Origin of the sequence: Pseudoxanthomonas sp. SE1 (assembly GCF_029542205.1) — a bacterium.
Lineage (GTDB): Bacteria > Pseudomonadota > Gammaproteobacteria > Xanthomonadales > Xanthomonadaceae > Pseudoxanthomonas_A.
The window spans coordinates 56,435-77,846 of the sequence record NZ_CP113783.1 but is presented as its reverse complement, the minus strand read 5'-3'; the positions used below and the strand labels follow the sequence as shown (position 1 = coordinate 77,846).

The 21,412-nt window shown below is 68.2% G+C and carries 19 protein-coding genes and 1 pseudogene; 8 read left to right on the top strand and 12 right to left on the bottom strand.

Annotation, left to right across the window (positions count from 1 at the left end):
- Window positions 1–2: 2 nt before the first annotated feature.
- Together OY559_RS00380 and OY559_RS00375 are read right to left on the bottom strand one after the other, a co-directional pair.
- A complete protein-coding gene (locus tag OY559_RS00380) occupies window positions 3–344 on the bottom strand; it encodes a cupin domain-containing protein (protein WP_277728091.1) in 342 nt (113 codons plus the stop codon).
- Between the two features lie 120 nt (window positions 345–464).
- Window positions 465–917 (bottom strand): fasciclin domain-containing protein, encoded by a 453-nt coding sequence (locus OY559_RS00375; protein WP_277728089.1) that lies wholly within the window; start codon window positions 915–917, stop codon window positions 465–467.
- 307 nt (window positions 918–1,224) lie between these two features.
- Here OY559_RS00375 and OY559_RS00370 point away from each other — a divergent pair, with 307 nt between their 5' ends.
- From OY559_RS00370 to OY559_RS00345, 6 genes are all read left to right on the top strand, one after another.
- Window positions 1,225–1,527 (top strand): hypothetical protein, encoded by a 303-nt coding sequence (locus tag OY559_RS00370; RefSeq protein ID WP_277728087.1) that lies wholly within the window; start codon window positions 1,225–1,227, stop codon window positions 1,525–1,527.
- Window positions 1,528–1,714: 187 nt separating this feature from the next.
- Complete coding sequence (locus OY559_RS00365) at window positions 1,715–2,185, top strand: LuxR family transcriptional regulator (RefSeq protein ID WP_277728086.1); 471 nt, start codon at window positions 1,715–1,717, stop codon at window positions 2,183–2,185.
- A gap of 240 nt (window positions 2,186–2,425) precedes the next feature.
- Window positions 2,426–3,523: a sensor histidine kinase gene (locus OY559_RS00360; RefSeq protein ID WP_277728085.1), complete on the top strand. Its 1,098-nt coding sequence runs from the start codon at window positions 2,426–2,428 to the stop codon at window positions 3,521–3,523.
- Window positions 3,520–4,266 carry a LytR/AlgR family response regulator transcription factor gene (locus OY559_RS00355; protein ID WP_277728083.1) on the top strand — a complete coding sequence of 249 codons (747 nt, stop codon included), beginning with the start codon at window positions 3,520–3,522 and terminating at the stop codon, window positions 4,264–4,266. Before OY559_RS00360 ends, OY559_RS00355 begins: the two co-directional genes overlap by 4 nt.
- A gap of 119 nt (window positions 4,267–4,385) precedes the next feature.
- Window positions 4,386–5,849 (top strand): serine hydrolase domain-containing protein, encoded by a 1,464-nt coding sequence (locus tag OY559_RS00350; RefSeq protein WP_277728082.1) that lies wholly within the window; start codon window positions 4,386–4,388, stop codon window positions 5,847–5,849.
- A 71-nt stretch (window positions 5,850–5,920) separates the two neighbouring features.
- Window positions 5,921–6,217 (top strand): hypothetical protein, encoded by a 297-nt coding sequence (locus tag OY559_RS00345; RefSeq protein ID WP_277728081.1) that lies wholly within the window; start codon window positions 5,921–5,923, stop codon window positions 6,215–6,217.
- A 57-nt stretch (window positions 6,218–6,274) separates the two neighbouring features.
- Here the strand turns inward: OY559_RS00345 and OY559_RS00340 are convergent, their stop codons facing one another.
- On the bottom strand, window positions 6,275–6,559 hold the full coding sequence (locus OY559_RS00340) for a hypothetical protein (RefSeq protein WP_277728079.1): 285 nt from the start codon (window positions 6,557–6,559) through the stop codon (window positions 6,275–6,277).
- Between the two features lie 248 nt (window positions 6,560–6,807).
- Window positions 6,808–7,308 carry a M48 metallopeptidase family protein gene (locus OY559_RS00335; RefSeq protein ID WP_277728077.1) on the bottom strand — a complete coding sequence of 167 codons (501 nt, stop codon included), beginning with the start codon at window positions 7,306–7,308 and terminating at the stop codon, window positions 6,808–6,810.
- A gap of 76 nt (window positions 7,309–7,384) precedes the next feature.
- Here OY559_RS00335 and OY559_RS00330 point away from each other — a divergent pair, with 76 nt between their 5' ends.
- Together OY559_RS00330 and OY559_RS00325 are read left to right on the top strand one after the other, a co-directional pair.
- The gene (locus OY559_RS00330) at window positions 7,385–7,933 is read left to right on the top strand and encodes a DUF2058 domain-containing protein (protein WP_277728076.1); all 549 of its coding nucleotides are present in this window, start codon (window positions 7,385–7,387) and stop codon (window positions 7,931–7,933) included.
- 37 nt (window positions 7,934–7,970) lie between these two features.
- A complete protein-coding gene (locus tag OY559_RS00325; RefSeq protein ID WP_277728075.1) occupies window positions 7,971–9,095 on the top strand; it encodes an alpha/beta hydrolase family protein in 1,125 nt (374 codons plus the stop codon).
- A 194-nt stretch (window positions 9,096–9,289) separates the two neighbouring features.
- Here the strand turns inward: OY559_RS00325 and OY559_RS00320 are convergent, their stop codons facing one another.
- The 8 genes and pseudogenes from OY559_RS00320 to recC form a co-directional block, all read right to left on the bottom strand.
- Entirely contained in the window at window positions 9,290–9,772 is a 483-nt protein-coding gene (locus OY559_RS00320; RefSeq protein ID WP_277728074.1) for a hypothetical protein, read from the bottom strand.
- Window positions 9,769–11,115 (bottom strand): AAA family ATPase, encoded by a 1,347-nt coding sequence (locus tag OY559_RS00315; RefSeq protein WP_277728073.1) that lies wholly within the window; start codon window positions 11,113–11,115, stop codon window positions 9,769–9,771. Before OY559_RS00315 ends, OY559_RS00320 begins: the two co-directional genes overlap by 4 nt.
- Window positions 11,109–11,421, bottom strand: a pseudogene (locus OY559_RS00310) (ATP-binding domain-containing protein); the annotation flags it as partial. The gene OY559_RS00315 and the pseudogene OY559_RS00310, both read right to left, overlap by 7 nt.
- A gap of 181 nt (window positions 11,422–11,602) precedes the next feature.
- Window positions 11,603–11,947 (bottom strand): hypothetical protein, encoded by a 345-nt coding sequence (locus OY559_RS00305; RefSeq protein WP_277728072.1) that lies wholly within the window; start codon window positions 11,945–11,947, stop codon window positions 11,603–11,605.
- Between the two features lie 8 nt (window positions 11,948–11,955).
- Window positions 11,956–12,228 carry a hypothetical protein gene (locus OY559_RS00300; RefSeq protein ID WP_142122901.1) on the bottom strand — a complete coding sequence of 91 codons (273 nt, stop codon included), beginning with the start codon at window positions 12,226–12,228 and terminating at the stop codon, window positions 11,956–11,958.
- A gap of 185 nt (window positions 12,229–12,413) precedes the next feature.
- A complete protein-coding gene (gene recD, locus OY559_RS00295) occupies window positions 12,414–14,291 on the bottom strand; it encodes an exodeoxyribonuclease V subunit alpha (RefSeq protein ID WP_277728071.1) in 1,878 nt (625 codons plus the stop codon).
- The gene (locus OY559_RS00290; protein ID WP_277728069.1) at window positions 14,288–17,902 is read right to left on the bottom strand and encodes a UvrD-helicase domain-containing protein; all 3,615 of its coding nucleotides are present in this window, start codon (window positions 17,900–17,902) and stop codon (window positions 14,288–14,290) included. Before OY559_RS00290 ends, recD begins: the two co-directional genes overlap by 4 nt.
- On the bottom strand, window positions 17,899–21,273 hold the full coding sequence (gene recC / locus OY559_RS00285; protein WP_277728068.1) for an exodeoxyribonuclease V subunit gamma: 3,375 nt from the start codon (window positions 21,271–21,273) through the stop codon (window positions 17,899–17,901). Before recC ends, OY559_RS00290 begins: the two co-directional genes overlap by 4 nt.
- Between the last annotated feature and the right edge of the window lie 139 nt (window positions 21,274–21,412).

Genomic DNA, 21,412 nt, shown 5'->3' with positions numbered 1-21,412 from the left:
TGTCAGGGCTTACCCGCCGGCCGCTCATCGCCGTCGGGCGTGTAGGCAGGCGGGGAGTAGAAGTTGACCGTCTTCAGCGGCGTACGGCCGGTGGCGCGGATCTCGTGGCGTTCGCCGCGTTCGATCAGCAGCAGGCTGCCGGGCTTCAGCACGCGGCGCACGTCTTCCACGATGGCCACGCCCTGGCCCTCGGCAACGAACAGCCACTGGTCAGCGCCGCGATGGCGATTGTCCGGCCCACCTTCCCTGCCGCCGGGCCTGATGACCATCTGCGCCGCCTGCACGCCGTTGGCCTCGAAGATCGGCAGGAAGCCGACGCCCATGCGCAGATGCCTGGATTTCATGGCTCGCTTTTCCCGGTTGCATGGACCGCATGCAGCATCGGTCGCTGCGCGTGCAGGCCCCGTCAAAAAGAAAACGGCGGGGATTGCTCCCCGCCGCCGGCATTCCCTTGCTGCCTCACCTCAGTGAGGCTTGGATTCCGGGATGTTCACTTTGTCGATGCCGTGGATCACGCCATTCCTGGCCATGATGTCGGGCCGCACCACATGGGCGCCGCCGATGCTCAACTGTCCGTCGGCGACCGTGATCGGGGCGCCCTGGCCCTGCACGGTACGCGCGGACTTCCACTTGCCGACATCGGCCGTGGTCTTGCGGCCCGTGACCAGGTGGTAGTTCACCAGCGCGGTGAGCTCGTCCTTGTTGGACGGCTCCAGCAGCCGGTCCAGCGTACCGGCGGGCAACGCCGAGAACGCATCGTCGGTCGGCGCGAACAGGGTGTACTGGTCGCTGCCATTGAGCGATGCCGTCAGGCCTGCCTTGTCGATGGCGTTGGCGAACGTGGCGAATGTGTTGTTGCTCCTCAGCGTGCCTACCAGGTTCTGTTGCACGAGGCCTTCTTTCTGCTGCATTTCCATGGGAATTTCCTGCGGGATGGACCCCGTCACGGGTCTCGTGGACGGCCAAGGCCGTGACCCGGCGCGATGCCGGGTACAGCTCAATGCGGAGAATGGGGAGAGGTATTGCGCGGCTGAGCAGCCGATACGGTATTGCACCGTAGCTCGGCCACGTTGCGCTCCGTGCCGTTACCGTGGCGTGACGCCCGCCCATCCGAAACCGCGCCGCGCAGGGCGGCGCCGTGTTAGCGTGGCTTCACGCGGAATTCCGATGCTGGTTAGCTTCCGCGCCCGCAGTGTGCCGGCTCGCACAATGTCCGGAGCCGCCATGAACGCCAAGCCGCATCGCGTCGTCTCGAACGCATCTGGTTTCCAGCGCGTCGCGCACCTGTTGAATGACCGCGCGGTGGAATGCGCCGAGAACGAAGGCTGGCCCGTTCCTGCCGAGGCACCCGAACCCACGCTGGTGATCGTGCAGACCAGCGTGGCGCAGCGCGTCGCGGTGTTCTTCGGGCAACACCTCAAGCGCGAGATCCATTTCTGGTCCGGGCACAAGGAGGCGCAACACCGGACCAGGCCGCGACGCGCGCTTCCGTCGCTGCTGCTGCACGCGCAATCCGCTTCACCGTGATCGCGCCACCCGGATGAGGCCACGGCCGCATCCGGCACCGCAGATCCCGATACCTCGCTTTGCCCCGGGCGCGTTGCGCATGCCGGGGCTGCATGGCTGGACAGTATTGCGGATGGAATGGCATGGTCGCCCTGCCCGCGACCGACGCGATTCCCGCCGCCATCGCGCCACCCTGCACGGAGGCTCCATGAAGACGAAGTCCCTCGCCCTGTTGGCCATGCTCGCCCTGCACGCCGCGCCGACGTTCGCCGCATCACCGCTGATCGGCCGCTGGGCACTCGATGTCGCAACACTGCCGATGCCGCCCGAAGCCCGCCCGCGCAGCGTGACGATGGAGTTCAGCCAACCCGGCGACGGCCTGTGGTCGACGCACATCGAGATCGTGGACCCGAACGGCGGCACGATGGATTCGGACGCCACGCTGGCGCTGGACGGCACACCGGGCAGGATCACCGGCAGCTACTGGGCCGACGTGGGCACGGCGAAGATGCCGGCCCCCAACGTGGTGGTGCTGCAGCTGGCCTACCGGGGCACGCCCTCTTCGACACGCATCTACTCGGTGACGGAAGACGGCAGCACGCTGACCGAAACCAAGGCCGCCTTCCACAAGGACGGCACGCCATTCCTGCAGACGACGACGTTCAAGCGGATGCCGTGAGGCATCGCGACCCGCGGATTTCGCTGTCATCGACACGCCGCGCGCGACCGCCACCGCATCACCGCATGCCATCACCGCCCTGGCGCACGCCGCTGGCCGCGGTGCCGGCGATTATGCTGAAGTGACGTCGCGGACATCCGCCGTTGGCTGCCCGAATCCACCTCTGAGCCCGCCCTCTCTCCGCATCACGTGTCCGTCCACACGTCCACCCACCCGCCACGAACACGAGGCGACGCACCGATGACACTGCCGCGCGCGCGCCGGCAGGCACTGCCGCCGTTCTGGCTGCCGGTGCTGGCCGGCCTGCCGCTGGGCGTCTGCCTGCTGGTGATGGCCATGCCGATCCTCGGCCACGGCAATGCCACGCTGGCGCGCACGCTGTACCTGTCGGCGTTCGTGCTGTGGGTGCTGCCGCTGACCGCCCTGCAGCGCTGGCTGTGGCGGCGCGGCACGCCGGTGTGGCGGATCGCGCTGGTGCTGCTGTTGGCCACCTACGCGATGGCGCTGGCCACGCGCCTGCTCAGTGTGGCGCTGCAAGCCTTCATGTCCGGCAGCCTGGCGCGGCTCGCGACGCCGGGCACGCTGGATATCGGCTTGCTGTTCCGTGGCCTGGAAGGTGCCTGGCTGGTGCTGGTGGCGTACTGCGCGGTGCATGCCGTGGTGGCGTATTACGCGGAACTGCGCCGCGAGCAGGCCGAGCACCTGGAAGCGCGCGCACTGGCGCGCGATGCCGAACTGCGCGCGCTGCGCTACCAGCTGCAGCCGCACTTCCTGTTCAACACGCTCAATGCGGTCTCCGCACTGGTCGCCGACGAGCGCGGTATGGAAGCACGGCAGATGCTGGCGCGGCTCGGCGACTTCCTGCGCGCAGTGCTCGATGCACGCGCGGGCCACGAGGTAACGCTGGCCGAAGAAATCGCCATGACCGAAGCCTATCTTGAAGTCGAGAAGGCCAGGCTGGGCCGGCGTCTGCTGCTGTCGTGGCATGTCGGTGACGGCGTGCTGGGCGCGCATGTGCCCGGGCTGCTGCTGCAACCGCTGGTGGAGAACGCGATCCGCCACGGCATCACCCCGCGCAGTGCGCCGGGCCGCCTGGACATCCGCATCGCCCGCGACGGAGCGCATCTGGACATCCGCATCGACAACGACCTGCCCGCGCCGGGCGAAGCACCGCCACGATCGGAGGACGCGCGCACCGCCGTGGGCCTGGACAACGTGCGTGGTCGCATCGCCCGGCTGTATCCGGACCACGCCCGCCTGCACGCCGGCATCGACGCGGGACGCTACGGCGTCCGGCTGATCCTGCCGCTGCGCTCCGCGCCGGAGCCGGCCGCGTGATCCGCGTCTGCGTGGTCGACGACGAACCGCTGGCACGACGTGGCGTGCTGTCGTTGCTGGCCGCGTTCGACGATCTGCAGGTGGTGGGCGAGTACGAAGACGGCAGCGCCGCGCTGGCCGGCCTGCAGGCGCAGCCGCCGGACCTGGTCTTCATGGATGTTCAGATGCCCGGCATGAACGGCCTGGACGTGCTGGCGGCGCTGCCGCCGCAACAGCGACCGCTGGCGATCCTGCTGACCGCGCACGACAGCTTCGCGGTCAGGGCGTTCGCCTTGAACGCCGTCGACTACCTGCTCAAGCCTGTCGACGACGCGCGCTTTGCCGAAGCGATGACCCGCGCGCGCCAGCTGCTGCGCCTGCGCGACCTGGACATGACGCGCACGTCACCCGCCGCCACTCCGACGCGGCACCTGGAGAAATTCTCGGTGCGCATCGGCCATCGCACGCTCTTCATCCGCGCCGCCAGCGTGGCGTGGATCTGCGCCGACGGCGACTATGCCGTGCTGCACGTCGGCGAACGCACGTACATCGTGCGCGAATCCCTGCACCAGCTCGCCGCGCAGCTGGACCCGGCGCGCTTCGTGCGCGTGCACCGCTCCTCCATCGTGCGCCTGGACCAGGTGGCGGAGCTGCAGCCGCTGACCAACCGCGATGCGGTGCTGCGGCTGCACGACGGCACACCGGTGCGCGTCAGCCGCACCTACATCGACGCGCTGCTGTCTGCGCTGCACGCGGGCGGTTGAATCCGCCACACCGGCATCGCCCCACCGGACCGGCGCAGCGCATGCACGCGCAACCGCATGCGCGACGACAACGCAGGACCGCGGTACTAGGGTGAAAGCTCCCATTCCGGAGCCATTCGATGCGCGTCACTTCTTTCCGTCCGTTCGCGCCACTGCACTTCACCGCACGCGTGCTTGCGCTGTCCTGCATGGCGACGCCCGTGGTTGCCGCCGACACCTGCGCTGGGCCATCCGACGATGCCAGGGCCGCCACTGCGCAACGTCTGCTGCAGGCGCTGGTCGACACCAACGGCGTGCCGGGCATGGGCGCCGCCGTGTGGCGCGACGGTCGTGTGGTGTGGACCGGCTGCACGGGACTGCGCGATGTCGACGCCCGCGCGCCGGTACAGCGCGAAACGGTGTTCCGGCTGGCCAGCGTCTCCAAGGTCATCGCTGCCACCGCGGCGGCGAAACTGGCGGAAGAAGGTCGTATCGACATCGATGCGCCCATCGGCGACGCGTTGCCCTGGCTGCCACCGGCGTGGTCGCCGGTGACGGTGCGCCAGCTCGCTTCGCACACTTCCGGCGCACCGCACTACGCCGGCAACGACCTGCAGGTGCTCGGTCGCGTCCGCTATCCCACCGCGCGCGATGCGGTCGGCATCTTCTCCGGTCGCGCGCTGCTGTCGACGCCCGGCACCACTTACCGCTATTCGTCATGGGGCTACACGCTGCTCGGCGCGGTGATCGAAGCGCGTTCGGGCGAGCACTTCCTCGACTACGTCCGACATCACATCACCGACGGGCTGACGATCGGCGCCGACGGCGAAACCGGTGGCGGACACGCTTCGCACCTGTACGACATCGAGCACGGTGCCGCGCGCCGCGTGCCGCGCACCGACATGAGCTACACCTGGCCCGGCGGCGGACTGGCCGCGACGCCGGAAGCGCTGGCCCTGTTCGGCGGCCGCGTGCTGGAACACCGCATCGTCGGTGCAGCGCGCTGGCAGGCGATGCAACAACCCGTGCGACTGGCCAGCGGCGCCCCCGCGCACGACAGCACCTACGACGTCGGCTTCGGCTGGCGCATCGGCCGCGATGCCGACGGCGAACCCATCGCGCACCACGCCGGCATCACCACCGGCGCGCGCAGCATGCTGATGCTGTGGCCGGCGCAGGACACCGCCGCAAGTATGCTGTCCAACGCGAGATGGGTGTCGGCAATGGAGCCCACCGCGCAGTTGCTGGCGGCGCCGTTCCGGCCGCAGCCGGACGGACTGGTCGCGGCGGCCTGCCCCGCTTCGGGTCGCCTGGCCGGCACGCTGAAGGGCGCGCGCTTCGACACCGACGCTTCGTTCCGCATCGAGGACGGCCGCTGCGTCGGCGAACTGGTCGCCACCGAAATCGAACCGCTGCGCGCGTTCTTCGCCAGCGCCTACGCGTGGCCCAATCAACGCCTGCGCATCGTCTCGCTAACCGCCGACGGCTCGCTGTCGCGTGCGGCGCTGGTCACGCCCTACGGCCTGTACGACCTGCGCGCCACCGGCGCAGGGCGCTGGTCGGTCACGTTCAACCCCGACGCGACGCTCGAACTGGCGCTGTGATCCACCCGCGCGCTTCCGGGGTCTGCGCGCGCGTTGCCTCTCCGGCCCCCATCATGAAAAGGAATCACATGATGCATTTTCGCACCCTCGCCTGGCATGTCCTGGCACTCGGCTGTCTGTCCGCCGCCGGTTGCAGCTCGATTGCCAGCCGCACCAACACCCTGTCCGACGAACGCATCCTGTCCGAAACCGGAGGCGTGCTGGGCATGTCCCCCTCGGAACTCACCATCGCGGAACGCCGCACCGAAGGCACCAATACCTACGTCACCCTCAAGGCCCGCAACGGCAGAACCTATGCCTGCACCGTCAACGGCGGCAACCTGCTGTCGTTCGGCATGACCAACCCGTCGGTGTGCCAGCCGCGCTGATGGCGTTACCGCCGCGACCGTCCCCGGTCGCGGCCTTGCCTTACGTGAGGCGGGTCGTCAGGTGTTCGGCGCACCGCAGGCCTGCAGGTCATCCACCGAACGCGCCGCCATGGCGCAGTCGTAATGGCGCTTGGTCACCGTGCCGGTTTCGGCACAGGCCGCCGACTCCTTGGCCAGCAGTTCCTCACCCATCATCGCCTGCAGGTCGGCGCCGTCGAGCCGGTAGATGTGCTCGTAGTAGGCACGGCATTGCGCCACCGTCACTTCGCGCGAATCCGACCCTGCGGTGCCGGTGCAGGCCACCAGCCACAACAGGCCGGTCGCGAAGAGAGTCCTGTTCACGTGCATGAGATTCGCCTCTGTCATTCGTTGGACCGGATCGGTCGGCGGCACAGTAATGCCACATACCTCAGGCACGTTCCATCGTGCGGCCAGCCGGTGGTTGCGTGCGCCGGTCCGGTGTCGCGCGGGCCCTGCAAATGCGGAGCGTCGCAGCAGGACAGTTGCGCTCTCCGCATGCGGTGCGAGGGAGAGGCGCTGGGGACAGCAGGCCCCCTCTTCATGCCCTGGGCGCGCTGCGTCTAACCGGTCTACCTGCCTGCGCCCATCTCAAGATGCGTCAGGTAGAGGCGCAGGTCGAACTCCAGCTGGTGGTAGTCGGGTTCCATGTGCGTGCACAATTGGTAGAAGGCCTTGTTGTGCTCGGCTTCCTTCAGGTGCGCCAGTTCGTGCACCACGATCATCTTCAGGAACTCCGCGGGGGCGTCGCGGAAGACAGTGGCAATGCGGATCTCGCGGCTGGCCTTCAGCCGGCTGCCGTGCACGCGCGAGATCGCGGTGTGGGTTCCCAGCGCGTGCTTCATCACCTGCAGCGTGCTGTCGTAGGCCACCTTGCCCAGCGGCACCGAGCGTCGCAGGTGGCGTTCCTTCAGCGCCTGCACGTAGTCGTACAACTGGCCGTCGCTGCGCACCGTATGCAGTTGGCCGTACTTGTCGGCCAGCATCGGACCCAGGCGCTCCTGCGCGATCAGCGCACGCACGCGCGCCTGCAGGTCGGTGGGGTAGCCGGCGAGGTATTTCAGGGCATCCATCGTGGGCGAGGACGGCAGGTGGCGGGCGGGGACGGCGGGTATGATGGCCCGGAAACCTCCTGCACGACACCACGACATGGCAAAGGGAAATCCGCTACAGGAACAGCTGCTCAAGGCAGGCCTGGTCAAGAAGTCGAAACTGGCCGAGGTCGCGCGCGAGCAGAACAAGGCGCGACACGGCAAGGGACCGGCTACACCCAACGACATCCAGCGCGATGCGGAACGGGCGCGCGTCGAGAAAGCCGAACGCGACCGCGCCATCGAAGCCGAGCGCAAGGCGCAGGCGCGCAGTGCGGAACTGCGTGCACAGGCGCGGCAGATCATCGAAGACCGCAAGGTGCCGCGCACGGGTGAAGTCGAATACCGCTTCACTGTGCACGGTGCCATCCGCACCGTGCTGGTCAACGACGACCTGCGCAGGAAGCTCTCTTCCGGCGCGCTGGTGATCGTGCAGCTGGACGACCGCTACGAACTGCTGCCACGCGTGGCCGCCGACAAGGTGCGCGAACGCGATGCCGGCATGATCGTGCTGGACCATGGCCAGGGCACCGACACCGGGGCCGCCACCTCCGAGGACGATGCGTACTACGCGCAGTTCCAGGTGCCCGACGACCTGATGTGGTGACGGCGTGGGCCGCATCGCTTTGATAAGGAATTCCGCCATGCGCCTGCACCGCCTGCTCACCTGCCTGCCGATCGCGTTGCTGCTGGCGTTGCCGCCGGCACACGCCGCGGATGCTTCCACGGCGGTGGTGGCGCCGGTGGAAGACACCGGCACGTTGGCCGCCGCACCGTACCGCATCGACATTCCCGCCGACTGGAATGGCGAGCTGGTCATGCTGGTGCACGGCTTCGAGCCGGTCGGCGTGCCGCGCGCGTCGCCGTGGCCGGCCAACGAGGCCACGCCGGTGTTCCTGTCGAAGGGATACGCGGTGGCGCAGAGCGGGTTCGCGACGCAGGGCTGGGCAATGCGCGATGGCATCGACGATACGCAGCGCCTGCGCGCGCACTTCGTCGAACGCCATGGCGCGCCGCGCCGCACGTGGCTGGTGGGTTTCTCGATGGGCGGCGGCATCGCGGTGGCCAGTATTGAACAGCAGCCGGCGCAGTACGACGGTGCGCTGTCGCTGTGCGGCGCCAACGTGCCGGGCGCACGGTTGGCGGAAGAGTTGTTCACCACGCTGGTGGCGTTCGACGCGTTCTTCCCCGGAGCCACGGGCGTACCCGACGGTGGGCTGTCCGGCCCTGCCGCGGCGGAGCTCGGGCAGATGGACGTGATGAACGCGGTGACCGGCGCGTTGCCCGGCAACCCGGACGCCGCCGCGTTGCTGGCCAAGCACATGGAGGTACCTGTCGACGCGGTGCCCGGCATCGTCAGCCTGCATGCCCTCGTATTCAACGACATGCGCCGCCGCGCGGGTGGGCTGCCGGTGGACAACACGCGCACGGTGTACACGGGGTTCGGCGACAACGCGGTGTTCAATGCAGCGGTGCCACGCCATGCGGGCGATGCGGCGGCGATGGCCTATGCAGCCACCGCACCGGCACTCACCGGGCAGGTGCGCAAGCCGCTGGTGATCCAGTACAACACCGGTGACCCGACCATCGCGCCGCGTCTGCAGCCCCTTTATGCGGCCCTCGTACGCGCGGGCGGGGACGTCATCGCACCACTAACGCTGCCCGACGCAGGCGAGGGGCATTGCGGGTTTTCCCCGGAGCAGATTGGCGAGGCGTTCCGCACGTTGACGCAGTGGTCGGTCACGGGGAAACGGCCTGGCGGGGAGTGAGGCGTGTCCGGTATCGCCGGCCACGTGGTGGTACTGCCGCAAAAGAAAGGCCCCGCGTTGCGGGGCCTTCTGCTGTCTGAGGCAGTGGCGTGTCAGCGCGATAGGTGGGGTGAGCCTGCGAACCCCAACATCAGGACAACTCAATGGACGCGTTGTTAGGGTTCGCTGCGCTCCCTCAAAACCTATGCGCTTTTCTAAATCTTTCGATCATAGCCAGCCAAGTCCGCATCCAATGACCAGATTCGGACCCGAGTCATTGGATGTAACGTACAGCTTCGCTCCCACTCTTTGATTATAGAGAGATCACCCAAGCTTGTTCCCTCTGTTGTTTTCTCGGGCGACTTATTTCTCATAACGTAATTAGGGAATTCCTTTAGCCAGCTTAGGAATTCAACTCTTTCTGGAAAGTGTGTGGCTTTGTATGGCACGTAACCATTAAAGGCTTTGTTCACATCATCAAAAAGAATGCTGCCGTACTGGCGCCGTCTCCCCGCGTCCGACAGTCGCGAGATGTGATTTCCTGTTTCCCATACAGCGGCCAAGGGTAGCAAGAAATAATCTTCTTCGAGAATTGCTATCTGGAAACTAGCAAGCACCTCGTCCCTTTCCTGATTGAAGCCAGGAACATCTAAGACATTCAAATATACCGAGGTATCGAGAAGGACAATGGCGCTCACTGCTTCATCTCACCCTTCATAGTCTCCAACCACTCAAGTGCGCGCGCTTGTCGATCCTTTGCCTGGGGCTGTTTTACAAAGCGCTCTAGCGTTCCGCTGGTAACTAGCCCGCCAAGCGAGTCTTGTGCGATCAGCTCGGGATAGTCCTCTATGTCCTGTAGTCGCACCACCCGGCTGTTTCCTTGCTTCGGATCGCGATAACAAAAAAGAACATCCGGCAGCGCTGAATCAGGCAAAGCATCCAGTAGCGCAGGATTGTGGGTGGACAGCATTACACGGATCCCGCGCTGCTCCGCAATGCTCTTGATATTGGCTAGAAGATGACGTGCTCGACTTGGATGCACGCCGTTGTCAATCTCTTCAATTACGACGAGACTCCCTTGCGGAGCAGAGAGCATCGCAGCAGCAATAGAAAGTACGCGAAGCGTTCCATCGGATAGCAAAGAAGCATCGTACTCTCGAGCTTCCCCACCAAAAGTCTCCGTAAGCTTAAGCATTACACCACCTCTCGGTTCCTCCAAGAATGAGATCCCGGAAATATCTTGCTCTGGAAGACTTTGGATAAACGACAAGATTGCCTGACGCTGCGCTCTGTATGAATCCTCGTAACCTCGTAGGCCCTCTATTTTCTTGTCGCGATCTGCACCCCACAAGTTATATAGAACAGCAGACAGGTTGCTGCCGTCGCCTTGCAATACGCTATCGGAAGGAAATGCATACTCCCGCATTCGAGCGGGAACAGGATCTAGGAAGAGCATGGCTGACAGCCACTGCTCCATCCGCTTCATGACGGGGGGAATTCGATCACGAGACGCTTTGTGTGCGGTATCGAATGTCGCGGGGCTCGTCAGCTGCGTGAAGATGGCAGCTTGATCGGAGCAGGTCACTCGTGGCTTGTTGCGGCCCTTGGAGAAGTTGTTGTATGCCACCCCAGCATCGGTGCCACGGTCATGCGAGGGCTGATCTAGCGTGTAAAGTGGAACTGTCGCTCCCGGGTGCGTCAGTGTCTCTGCGACGATATGCAGCCCATCAGTGCGTCGAGCAATCGTCATTGAAAGGCGATTCCATTCAACCTCATCGGTCTCAGCCCCCAAGCCGAAAGAGTCGCACTTCTCGAATGAAAGATGTTCGATTGTTCCGCGAACTACTCTATCGCCACTCTGCACGGCGTATTGGATTGCCGATAGTCTCTGCCCTTGAGCCAGCCACGATAAAAGCCTCATGCCTTCGATGGCATTACTTTTTCCCGAAGCATTCGCGCCGATCAAGACAGTAAGCGGCGCCAGGCGCAAACATGCTTGCCGGTAACTCTTGAAGTTTTCCAAGGAAATGGCTGTCAACATGAGGCAACGCTCTCTTTGTTCAGATCATCACGGCAGGTGATCAGAGTAACGGTTTTTGTCGATCCCAACCTCCACCCCAACCACCTGCTCACAAGCCACGCCAACGCCTCGCGGATCACCGCCTCGCTGCCGACCATATGCCACTCCCGCCGCGCGCGGGTTATGCCGTTGTAGGCCAGTTCCCGCGACAGCAAGCGGTTGCCGCGAGCGGGCAGCAGCAGCCAGACCGCGTCGAATTCAGGCCTGTGCCTTGTGCACCGTCATGGCGGACGCCGACTCGTGTGCCGATAGCACCGTCGGATGGTAGGCGCAAGGCTGGGTGGGGTCGTCACCGGGAAACCATGCCGCCAGCGCGATAGGTTGGCCTGAGCGTGCGAACCCCGAAGCCGGGCACGCGCCATTCGTCGGCCCGCGTGGGGCCGCTTCGGTCATCGGGAGGGCACAACCACCATCTGACGGCGCGTGCCAAGGCACGCGCGGGAGCTTCTCAGCGCCAGCTCGCCTTGCGCGAGGGCTGGGGGGGCGTGGGGGTGGGGTCGATGGTGGGCACCAGCATCGACAGCCGCGCCTTGGCGAACTCGCCGCCGCCGGCCACATCCAGCTTGCCCATGCTGTTGGCGTTGATCAGGCCGGTGTCCAGGAACACCTCCTCGCCCACCGTCAACGGATGGCGGGCACTGCACAGCTTCGACGGCACATGCAGGACGCTGATGCCATCACGCTGCCACTTGGTCTCCGGCACCAGCCGGCGGACGATGGAACCGTCGACCCAGACTTCCACCGAATCCGACGATACCGACCGGCACTTGCCGATCCCGACATCAAAAGCCATGCACCCTCCTACAGGGCGGTATGCGTAAGCGTGAACAGGAAACCACGCGCTTCAAGCAGGGCGCGCATCCGCCTTTCGGCCGGTGCGCGATGGAATTGGCGGCCCGCCCACAGACTGAAGCACGGGCGACCGGTGTTGTGGCCGTGGCCAAGCTCGCGCCGCGACACCGCGATATCCAGCGACTCGCATGCCGTGGCCCACATGACCCGCAGATCGCCGGGACCGATGGATTGTTGCGACCCCAGATGGAGAATGAAGACCTGGACTTGCTGATTCGTCATACGCACCTCCTCGGCACGCGCTCAGTCGCGTTCGGTAAGCCGAGAGGGAGAGAAATCGGCCCGCGGGAGGCGGCGGAGGAGACTGCCAGTCAGCCATGACAGGTATACGCCCTTGGGGGCGTGACCGCAAACCCGTGTTCATGCTTTGCGACGTGCGTGCGATGCGATTGCATGGCACTGCGGTGTCACGACGCGATGCGTGGGCGCGCCAACCGCCACCCCAGCCCCGACCACCGGCCCGCATGCCGCGACAGTGCGTCGCGGATCACCGCTTCGTTGCCGGCGATGTGCAGTTCGCGGCGGGCGCGGGTGATGCCGGTGTAGACCAGTTCGCGCGACAGCACGCGGTTGCCGCGTGCGGGCAGCAGCAGCCAGACCGCGTCGAATTCGCTGCCCTGCGCCTTGTGCACGGTCATGGCGAATGCGGACTCGTGCGCGGGCAGCGATGCGGGGTGGAACGCGCGCGGCTGCGCGGGTGTGTCGCCCGGGAACCAGGCCAGCAGCACGCCTTGCGCATCGCGGAAGCACAGCCCGATGTCGCCGTTGAACAGACGGTGGCGATAGCTGTTCTCGGTGACGATGACCAGCTGGCCGTGGAAGTGTCCCTGCCCGGCGCGCTGCAGGCCGGCGCCGCCGTCCACCAGCAGTCGCTCGATCCGGGTATTCAACGTGCGCGCGCCCTGCGGGCCTTCACGCACGGCGGTGAGGATGCGCAGGCGTGCGGACAGCGCCAGTGCGTCGGTGGGCGTGGCGGCTTCACCCAGCGCGCGCCAGTGCGACAGCAGGTCTTCGCGCTGCATGTCGAGCGGATCGGCCAGTTCTTCGTGGAACTGCACGCCGGCCAGCGTGTCGCTGCGCAGCAGCGAGAGCGTGGTGGGGACATCGCCTTCGCGCACGGCAGCGGCCAGCGGTGCCAGCTGCAGGGCTTCGCTCTGGCGCCAGCCGCGCTGCAGGTGCACGCGGATGCCGGCGAAGCGGCCCTGTCGATGATCCCCGCCGGCATGGTGATCAGTGCGCGGAACATCGCCGAGCAGCGGGCGGAGCGCCCCGGCATCCTGCATGTCGATGTCGTTGCCATCCCCTGCCGCGCTCAGGATGGCGGCGAGCACGTCGCCTGCTTCCACCGACGGCAACTGGTCCGGATCGCCCAGCAGCACCAGGCGCGTGCCATCGGCCACGGCGTCCACCAGCTTGGCCATCAGTGGCAGGTCGATCATCGAAGCTTCGTCGACGACCACCACGTCGAATGGCAGGGGATTGTCGGCGTGATGGCGGAAGCGGGGCGAATCCGGAATCGTGCCGAGCAACCGATGCAGGGTGGTGCCCGTGGTGGGCAGCGTTGCGAGCAGGTCGGCGTCCACGCCCTGCGCCGCCAACGTGTGTACCGCATGGCGGACGCTTTCGGCCATGCGCTCGGCGGCGCGGCCGGTAGGCGCGGCCAAGGCGATGCGCGGCGCGGCGCGGCCTGCGTGTTGCGCCTGTGCGGCCAGCAGCACCAGCAGGCGCGCGGTGGTGGTGGTCTTGCCGGTACCGGGACCGCCGGTGACCAGCAGCAGGGCATGGCACAGCGCGAGCGCGGCGGCACGCGCCTGGCGGGCATCGTGCGCGGCCGGCGGAAAGAGCTGCGCGAACAATGGCGCGAGCGCATCGACGCCGGTTGCCGGCACCGGGTGCGCAGCGAGGCGTTGCAGGCCGAGCGCGAGCGCGCGTTCGTACTCGCGATAGCGGCGCAGGTAGAGCAGGTCGTGTTCCAGCACCAGCGGCGCGTGCGGGTCGGCGACCGCATCGGCATCGCCCGGCGTGGCCGCCCAGCGCGAGGCGGCAAGACATGCGCGCCACGCGTCGGCGGATGGCCAGTCGATGGGGGCTTCGGCGTCGAGCAGTGCCTGCGGCTCGCGCAGCGAGAGTCCGGCGTGGCCCTTGGCGACGGCGAGCGACGCCAGCGCGGCGGCGGCGAGCACGATGTCGGGCGTGGCCGCATCCAGCCGGCGCAGGCTCTGGGCGAGGGCGTGGTCCAGAGTGCGCAGGTGGCCGTTGCGGAACAGGGCATCGAGCGGGCTCATGCGGCCGCCTCCCGCCCGTGGCCGGCGAACAGGGCGTCGAGTGCATGCACCAGTTCCGGCGCGAAGCGCTGCGCATGCACACCGAGCGACGCATCGCGCGCCGGTTCGAGCCCGCGGCAGAACACGTAGCGGATGCCGCCAAAATCGCGCGCGTAGTCGTAGCCGTCGCCCAGGCGGAAACGCAGCCAGCGATGGAGTGCGACGGTGTAGACCAGGGCCTGCAGGTCGTACTCGCTGTGCGCCATCGCGGCGGCCAGTGCGGGCGCGTCGTAGCGCGGCAGGCGGTTCGACTTGTAGTCGAGCACGTACCAGCGCCCGTCGCGCACGTAGGTCAGGTCGATCTTGCCGGTCATCAACCCTTCCAGCCGCGTGCGCAGGCCGAAGCCCTGGCGGGCGCGCACCACGCCATGTGCGTGCAGCAGTGCCAGCAACGCCGGTACGGCGGTGGACGCGAGGGCGAAGTGGAATTCGATTTCGGCACGCCGCTCGTATTCGCCCAGCGCGTGCAGTGCGCCACCCTCGGGCAGCGCGACGGTCAGCGTGCGCCCGACCAGCGAGGTGAGCAGGGCGATGCCGTCGGCCAGGTCGTCCTGGGCGTAGCCTTCCCTGCGCAGCGCGGCGAGCAGGGCGACATGTTCTCCTTCCGGCGCCGCATCCCCCGCCTGCCACTGCGCCCATGCGCTGAAGCGGGCGTCTTCGAGCGCCGCATGCAGCACGTTGCCGAAACGGCTGCCGCTGAAGCGCGGGGCGTACGTGTCGGCGGTGATGTCGGGGGATACGTCTGCGTCATCGGGCGGCTGCACCGGTTCGTCCGCGGCCGCGCCATCGGCCTCGGTGGAGGCGGCATCGACGGCGTGGCCCGCATCGGCATGCGCAAGCTGAGTGAAGCTGTAGACCCACCAATCGGGCGCGATGGAACGCCGGGCGATGCGGGCGGGCGGCACCGCGCCCTCGGCCACGGGCGGCAACCACGGCAGTTCGGCGGGCGGCGCCGCGGGATCGATGCGGATGCCCGGGTCGTGCGCCAGCAGGGCGTCGGCATCGCGCACCATCGCCCACAGCGGCGACTGCGCGTGCTGGTAGAAGGCGCCCGTTGCCAGCCACAGCGCGTGGCAGGCGCGGGTCAGGCCGACGTACAGCAGGCGCGCGTCTTCGGCGCGCTGCGCCTCGCTCCATTGCGCCCTGGCCGCGCTCCAACCGGAGACTTCGTCCTGCAGCCTCCAGTGCAGCACGCGGCCGTCCGCGTCGGTGACGACCACGCGCTGGCCGGGATCGGGCGCCTTTCCGCCGATGCCGGCATACGGCAGGAACACCAGCGGGTACTCCAGGCCCTTGCTCTTGTGCAGCGTCACCACCTGCACGCGGTGCGCGTCGGATTCCAGCCGCAGCAGCTGCGCGTCGTCATCGGCGCCGGTGCCGGCATCGGCGATGGCAGCGGCCAGCCAGTCGACGAGGCCTGGCAGGCCGAGCGTACGCGCGTCGGCTTCCTGCAGCATTTCGGCCGTCTGCAGGTAGTTGGTGAGCCTGCGCTCACCGTCGAGCAGGCCGAGCAGGCGCGGGGCGTGCTCGGCGCACAGGTCGTTGACCAGCGCCAGCGGGCCGCCGCGTTGCAGGCGTTCGCGCCAGTCCTGCGCGCGCTGTTGCCAGCGGCGCATCGCATCGCCGTCGGTTTCGAGTGCGGCGATGCCGGCGGCATCCACGCCCAGCAGGACGGTGGACAGCGCGGCGCGCAGATGGCCGTCGTCCGCGCCGTGCATCAATGTGCGCAGCAGCGCGTGCAGTTCGCGCGCTTCCAGCGTGGCGAACAGGCTGAGCTTGCCGGCGGCGACAGCGGGAATGCCGACCTCGGCCAGCGCTGCACGGATGCGGGTGGCATCCCGGTGCGTGCGGACCAGCACGGCGATGTCGCCGGGCTGCACGGGTTTGCCTCCGATCGTCGCGTTGCCGGCGCGCGCATCCGTCAGCACGCGGTGGATGGCGGCCACGCAGGCAGCGGTGGCCAGCTCGCGCGAACTACCTGCATCCCAGGGCTTGACCTTGCCGTCAGGTCCGGGCGCCGGCGATGGCGCCTGCCACACGGTCAGGGCGGGCGCGGCCGTGCCATGGCGCTGGAAGTCGTCATCGTGACGTGTGCCACCGGGCGCGACCGGATGGAAACGGATCCGCGCATCGACGAACGCGGCGTCACCGGCCTGTGCGTACAACGCTTCGATGGCGCGCAGCACCGAGGGCCGCGAGCGGAAGTTGTGCGAGAGCGGCGGCGCGGCGACGGCATCGGCCTGCGCGGCAAGATAGGTTTCCACATCGCCGCCACGGAAGCCGTAGATCGCCTGCTTGGGATCCCCGATGACGAACAGCGCCGGCTGCGGACTCCTGCTACCGAACACGCGGTCGAAGATGCGCCACTGGCGCGGATCGGTGTCCTGGAACTCGTCGACCAGCGCGACGCGGTACTGCGCCCGCAGGCGCTGCACCAGGGCGTCCGCATGCGGCGTTTCGAGCGCATCGGCGACGCCCTCGATCAGGTCGTCGTAGGTCTGCACGCGCAGTTGCTGTTTGCGCAGCGCCAGCCTTGCCCGGGCATCGTCGCGCAGGCGATGCAGCAGGGCGACGCGGCGCGCTTCGCGGTAGGCATCGACGCGGTCCTGCGCCTGCAGGTAGGCATCGATGGCATGCGTCAGCGGCGATTCCGGGGTGCGGCCCGCGCCGGCCTTGCTGGTTTTCTGCAGCAGCGCCTCATGGCGCAGCTGCGGCAGCTTGTCGTGCGCGAACGGCATGCCGGCATCGTCCGCGGCCGCCCACGCTTGCAGCGCGTCGAACAGCCCGGTGATCCACTCGACCTTGTAGCTTCCGCCATGCAGCACCTTGCCCTCCACTGCGGCGACCAGGGCATCGCGGAACGCGTTCCCGTGCGCGCGATACGCGGCGGCGAGTGCTTCGCCCGCGGCGCACAAGGCGGGTGCGGGGTCGGCAGGTAGCGGATCGACGTCGTGCGGCTGCAACCGCTGCTCGCGCAGCAGCGCGGGCAGGTCGGCCGCCAGCGCGTCAGGACCGCCTTTCCACAGCGCAAGCAGATCGTCCGCGCCGTCATCGTCCACGCCATGCGCGCGCCACAGGTCCGCGGCGATTTCCTGCCGCAGCGATGCGTCGTTGGCGAGCAATTGCGGGGCATCGAAACCGTGCCCGCTTTCCAGGGCGTGTTCGCGCAGCACCCGTGCGCAGAAGCCGTGGATGGTGAACACCGCCGCCAGGTCCATGCCGTCGGCGGCGTCGCGCAGGCGGCGATGCAATGCAGCGGGGGATTCACCACTCCGCGCGAGATGTGCGTCGAGGAGCGCGCGCGTCAATGCTGCTTCCGGCCCTTCATCGGCAGTGGCGGCGGGCAGCGATGCCGCCAGCAGCAGGCGGGCCCGGATGCGCGCGCGCAGCTCCTGGGTGGCGGCCTCGGTGAAGGTGACGGCCAGGATTTCGCCGATGCGCAGGCCGCCTTCCACCACCAGCCGCACGACCAGCGTGGCCAGGGTGAAGGTCTTGCCGGTACCGGCGGACGCCTCGATGGATTGCACGCCATCGAGCGGCAGCGCGAGATAGGGATCACGTGCAGCGGTCATCCGGCGTCCTCCGCGTCGAAGACGGAGGCCAGCGCACGCAGGGCATCGGGATCGGTGCCGGTGTAGACCTCTCCCTGCGTGACCGCGAGATAGATCGACATCGAAAGATCCGCGAACCGCAACCGCGTTGCGTCATCGGTGAACGGATCACGCCCGCGCAGCGCGAGGCGCAACGCATCTCCGCTGCCTTCGCTCCAGCTGCGTTCGCTTCCGTACCACTTCTTGGCGGCCTCCTTCAGGCCCACTTCCATGTCGGGTGCGGCGGCGAAGAATTCCCAGCCGCTGTAAGGCGCGAACGGCAGCGGTTCGCACAGGCCCTGTTCGCGCAACCAGAGCAGGTGCCGGAGCACCGTGCGCGCCTGGCCAGGAGCGAGCGGTGGACGCAGGTGGGGACCGAACGGATGGCCGGATGCCGGCTTCCTGCCACCCTCGTGGAACTGAACCAGGGGCAGTGCGAGGCCGGCCGCACTGGCGAGCAGCCAGTCCAGACCGTCGCGGATCGCCGCGCTTCCGCCCGGGGCACCAATGCGGACGCGCGCGAGCCCGTGCGGATACATTCCCGCCAGCGTGCCGTGCAATGCGATGCCGTCGATATCCACCTCGATGCGCTGCGTCACCGGCAACTTGCCCCCGGTCCATTCGGCGAAGGCGCGTGCGTACGGCGTGACCTCGCTGCGCAGCGCGGCCAGCGTGCGCCGCCCCAGCGGACCCGAAGGCAGCAGGGCGCGGGCGCGCAGGGCGGCGTGCAGCGTGGCGTCATCGTCGCCCTGCAGCACCCCGGCGAACACGGCCGCCTGCACGTCGCTGCGCGCCAGGCCGCGGCCCGGCAGCAGCAACGGCTCGACGTCGTCGCCCGTCTCGTCGATCCCCTCCAGCCGCAGGCCCAGCCGCTGGCGCAGGAACTGCTCGGCCGGTGCGGTCAGGAAGCGGCGCAGCTGGTCGAGCGGCAGCGCGGAGCCGGCGTCGGCAGGTGGCGGCATCGCGTCGCCCCGAAACCAGCGCGGCAGGGGCGAGCGTCGCCCCGCCAGCTGGCCGGCGGCGGGATGCCATTGCCGGCGGTAGCTGAAGCGGCGCGGATCGTCGTCGCCACCGAACGCCGCCGGCGAGAACGGCTGCAGCGGGTGGTGCACTACCAGCGCCCTGGCGACGGACGCCGGATCGGCATGCTGCTGCGCGGCGGCGTCGATGAGCTCACTGACCAGCACCGACGGTTCGCGCGCGCTGCCGTCGCGCGGATCGGCACCGAGATAACTGAGAAGAAACACGTCCTGCGCGGCGGCGAACAGTTGCAGGAACAGGAAGCGGTCGTCTTCGCGCAGCGAGCGGTCGCCATGCCGGCGCTTGTCGGTGCCGAGTTCGGCCGTGAGCTTGCTCAGCCCGGCGGCGGGATCGCGGCGCGGATAGTCGCCATCGTTCATGCCGAGCACGCAGATCACGCGGAACGGCAGCAGCCGCATCGGCACCATGCGGCCGAAGCTGATGCCGCCGGTCAGCAGGGGCGCGCGCGTATCGGCTTCGGCAAGCGTGGTGGTGAAGTGCGCGCGCACCACGTCGGCGGGCACGGTGTCGGCATAGCCCGCTTTCTCCGCCTGCGCGGCGAAGTCGTCGATGAGCATGCGCAGGCGGTCGAGTGCGCGCTGGCGGGCAGGCAGGGCGGGTTCGCGCGGCAGCAGTGCGGCGAGCAGTCCGAGCAGCCGTTCGCGCCATTGTGCGGGCGTGATCGCGTCGCCCAGCGATTTCTGGTGACGCGCCAGCACGCGCAACAGGCGGACCAGGATGTCGAGCGCGTCGAGCGCGCTGCCTTCCAGTTCCGGCCAGGGCGCGACGCCGGCGATGTCGTCCTGCGCGCCGCTGGCGTGGCCCAGCAGCAGGCGGTCGAGTGCGAACTGCCAGGTGTACGCATCGTCGGCGGGCGCATCGTGCGCGGCACGGTGCTTCGCGTCCAGTCCCCAGCGCGCGCCTGCGGCCTGCAGCCACGCGTGCAGGCGCTCGAAGGCGGGGGCATCGAGACCGGCTGCGTCCGCGATGGGCGCACTGGCGAGCAGATCGAGGATCTCGTGGGTGCCGAAGCGCGAGACCGGCAGGCCGAGCAGGCGCACGAACACGTCGGCCAACGGCTCGCCGGCCAGCGGACTGGTGTCGGCCAGCGCGTACGGCAACCGGTCGCCATCGCCCGGCGCGCCGAACACGGCTTCCAGGTAGGGCACGTACGGGTCGATGTCCGGCGCCAGCACCGCGATCTCGCGCGGCTGCAGCGGCGGATCGAAGCGGTCGTCCTCCAGCAACGCACGCAGCTGGTCGTGCAGCACCTGCAGTTCGCGCAGGCGCGTGTGGCAGGCGTGCACCTGCAGGCTGGGATCGTCTGTGCGCAGGGCCGGCAGCAGCTCGGGCGGCTGCGCGCGGCGATGGAACAGGTCCGACTGCAGTCGCCGCAGCAGGCTGCCCTGGAACGTGCCGCCCCCCGCACCGGGATCGGCATGGCCGCGCACGTCCAGGCTGGGATGCACCAGTTCGTAACCGCCGATCACCGCCATGAAGTCGCGCCCCGCCGCACCCCAGGCCTGCAGCAGGCGGGCGTCGGCGGTCGTGTCGTCCTCGGTGCCCGCGCGCAGGCGTTGCAGGTCGCCCCAGTAGTCCTTCACCGGCGAAGGGACATAGAAATGCAGCGTGCCCACGCGCGCCTGCGTGGCCAGCACGCGCAGCACGTCGGGGGAGACATTGAGCGTGGCGAACGCGAACACGCGGGGCGGCAGTCCCTGCGGCAACGGCTGGCCCGCGCCCTCGAAGCGGTCGAGATAGCGCTGGATGCGCCGCGCGCGGTAGTCGTGGCCGCCGGCAACGTGGCGCCACAGGATCGCCTGCGGGTCGTCCGGATCGGCGCCACTTTCCCAGCGCAGCAACCAGTCGCGACGCCAGGCCTGGTACTTCTCGAACACGTCGGCCAGTTCCCCCGCCAGCGCCCACGGCTTGAGCGGATCGGGCCGGCGCGATGCGGTACCCGCCAGGTAGGCGGCGATCTGCGCCATGGCCGGACGCGCGAGCAGCACGGGGTCGGTCAGCGCGGCGTACAGCCGCCAGTGCAGCGCCGCGGCATCGAGATCATCGCCCTCGCCAGGCACATTGGCGTCCAGCGCACGTGCGACGAACTCGCCGGGGGTGAGGAATTCCAGGTTCGCGGCGATGCCGTGCTCGGTGGCCAGCGTGGCCTGCAGCCAACGCCGCATCGCGACCTGGGGGATCAGCACGGTGTCCGGCGCCAGCAGCGGCACGCCGGGCGCGGGCGTGCTCAGCTCCCGTGCCAGCAGGCCCGCCAGCACCTCCAGCGCATTGGAGTGATAGAGGCGGAAGTCGGGCGTGGCGTCGGTCGTCATCGTCGTCGCCATTGTGCCGGATGCCGGGCATGGCGCCGGAAACGTGGCGGTTTGGGCCACAGCATCCCGCACGACCGTGCGCGCGGGCGGCCGCCGGGTGCCACAATAATCAAACTGCGCGGTACGGTTTATGTTCAGC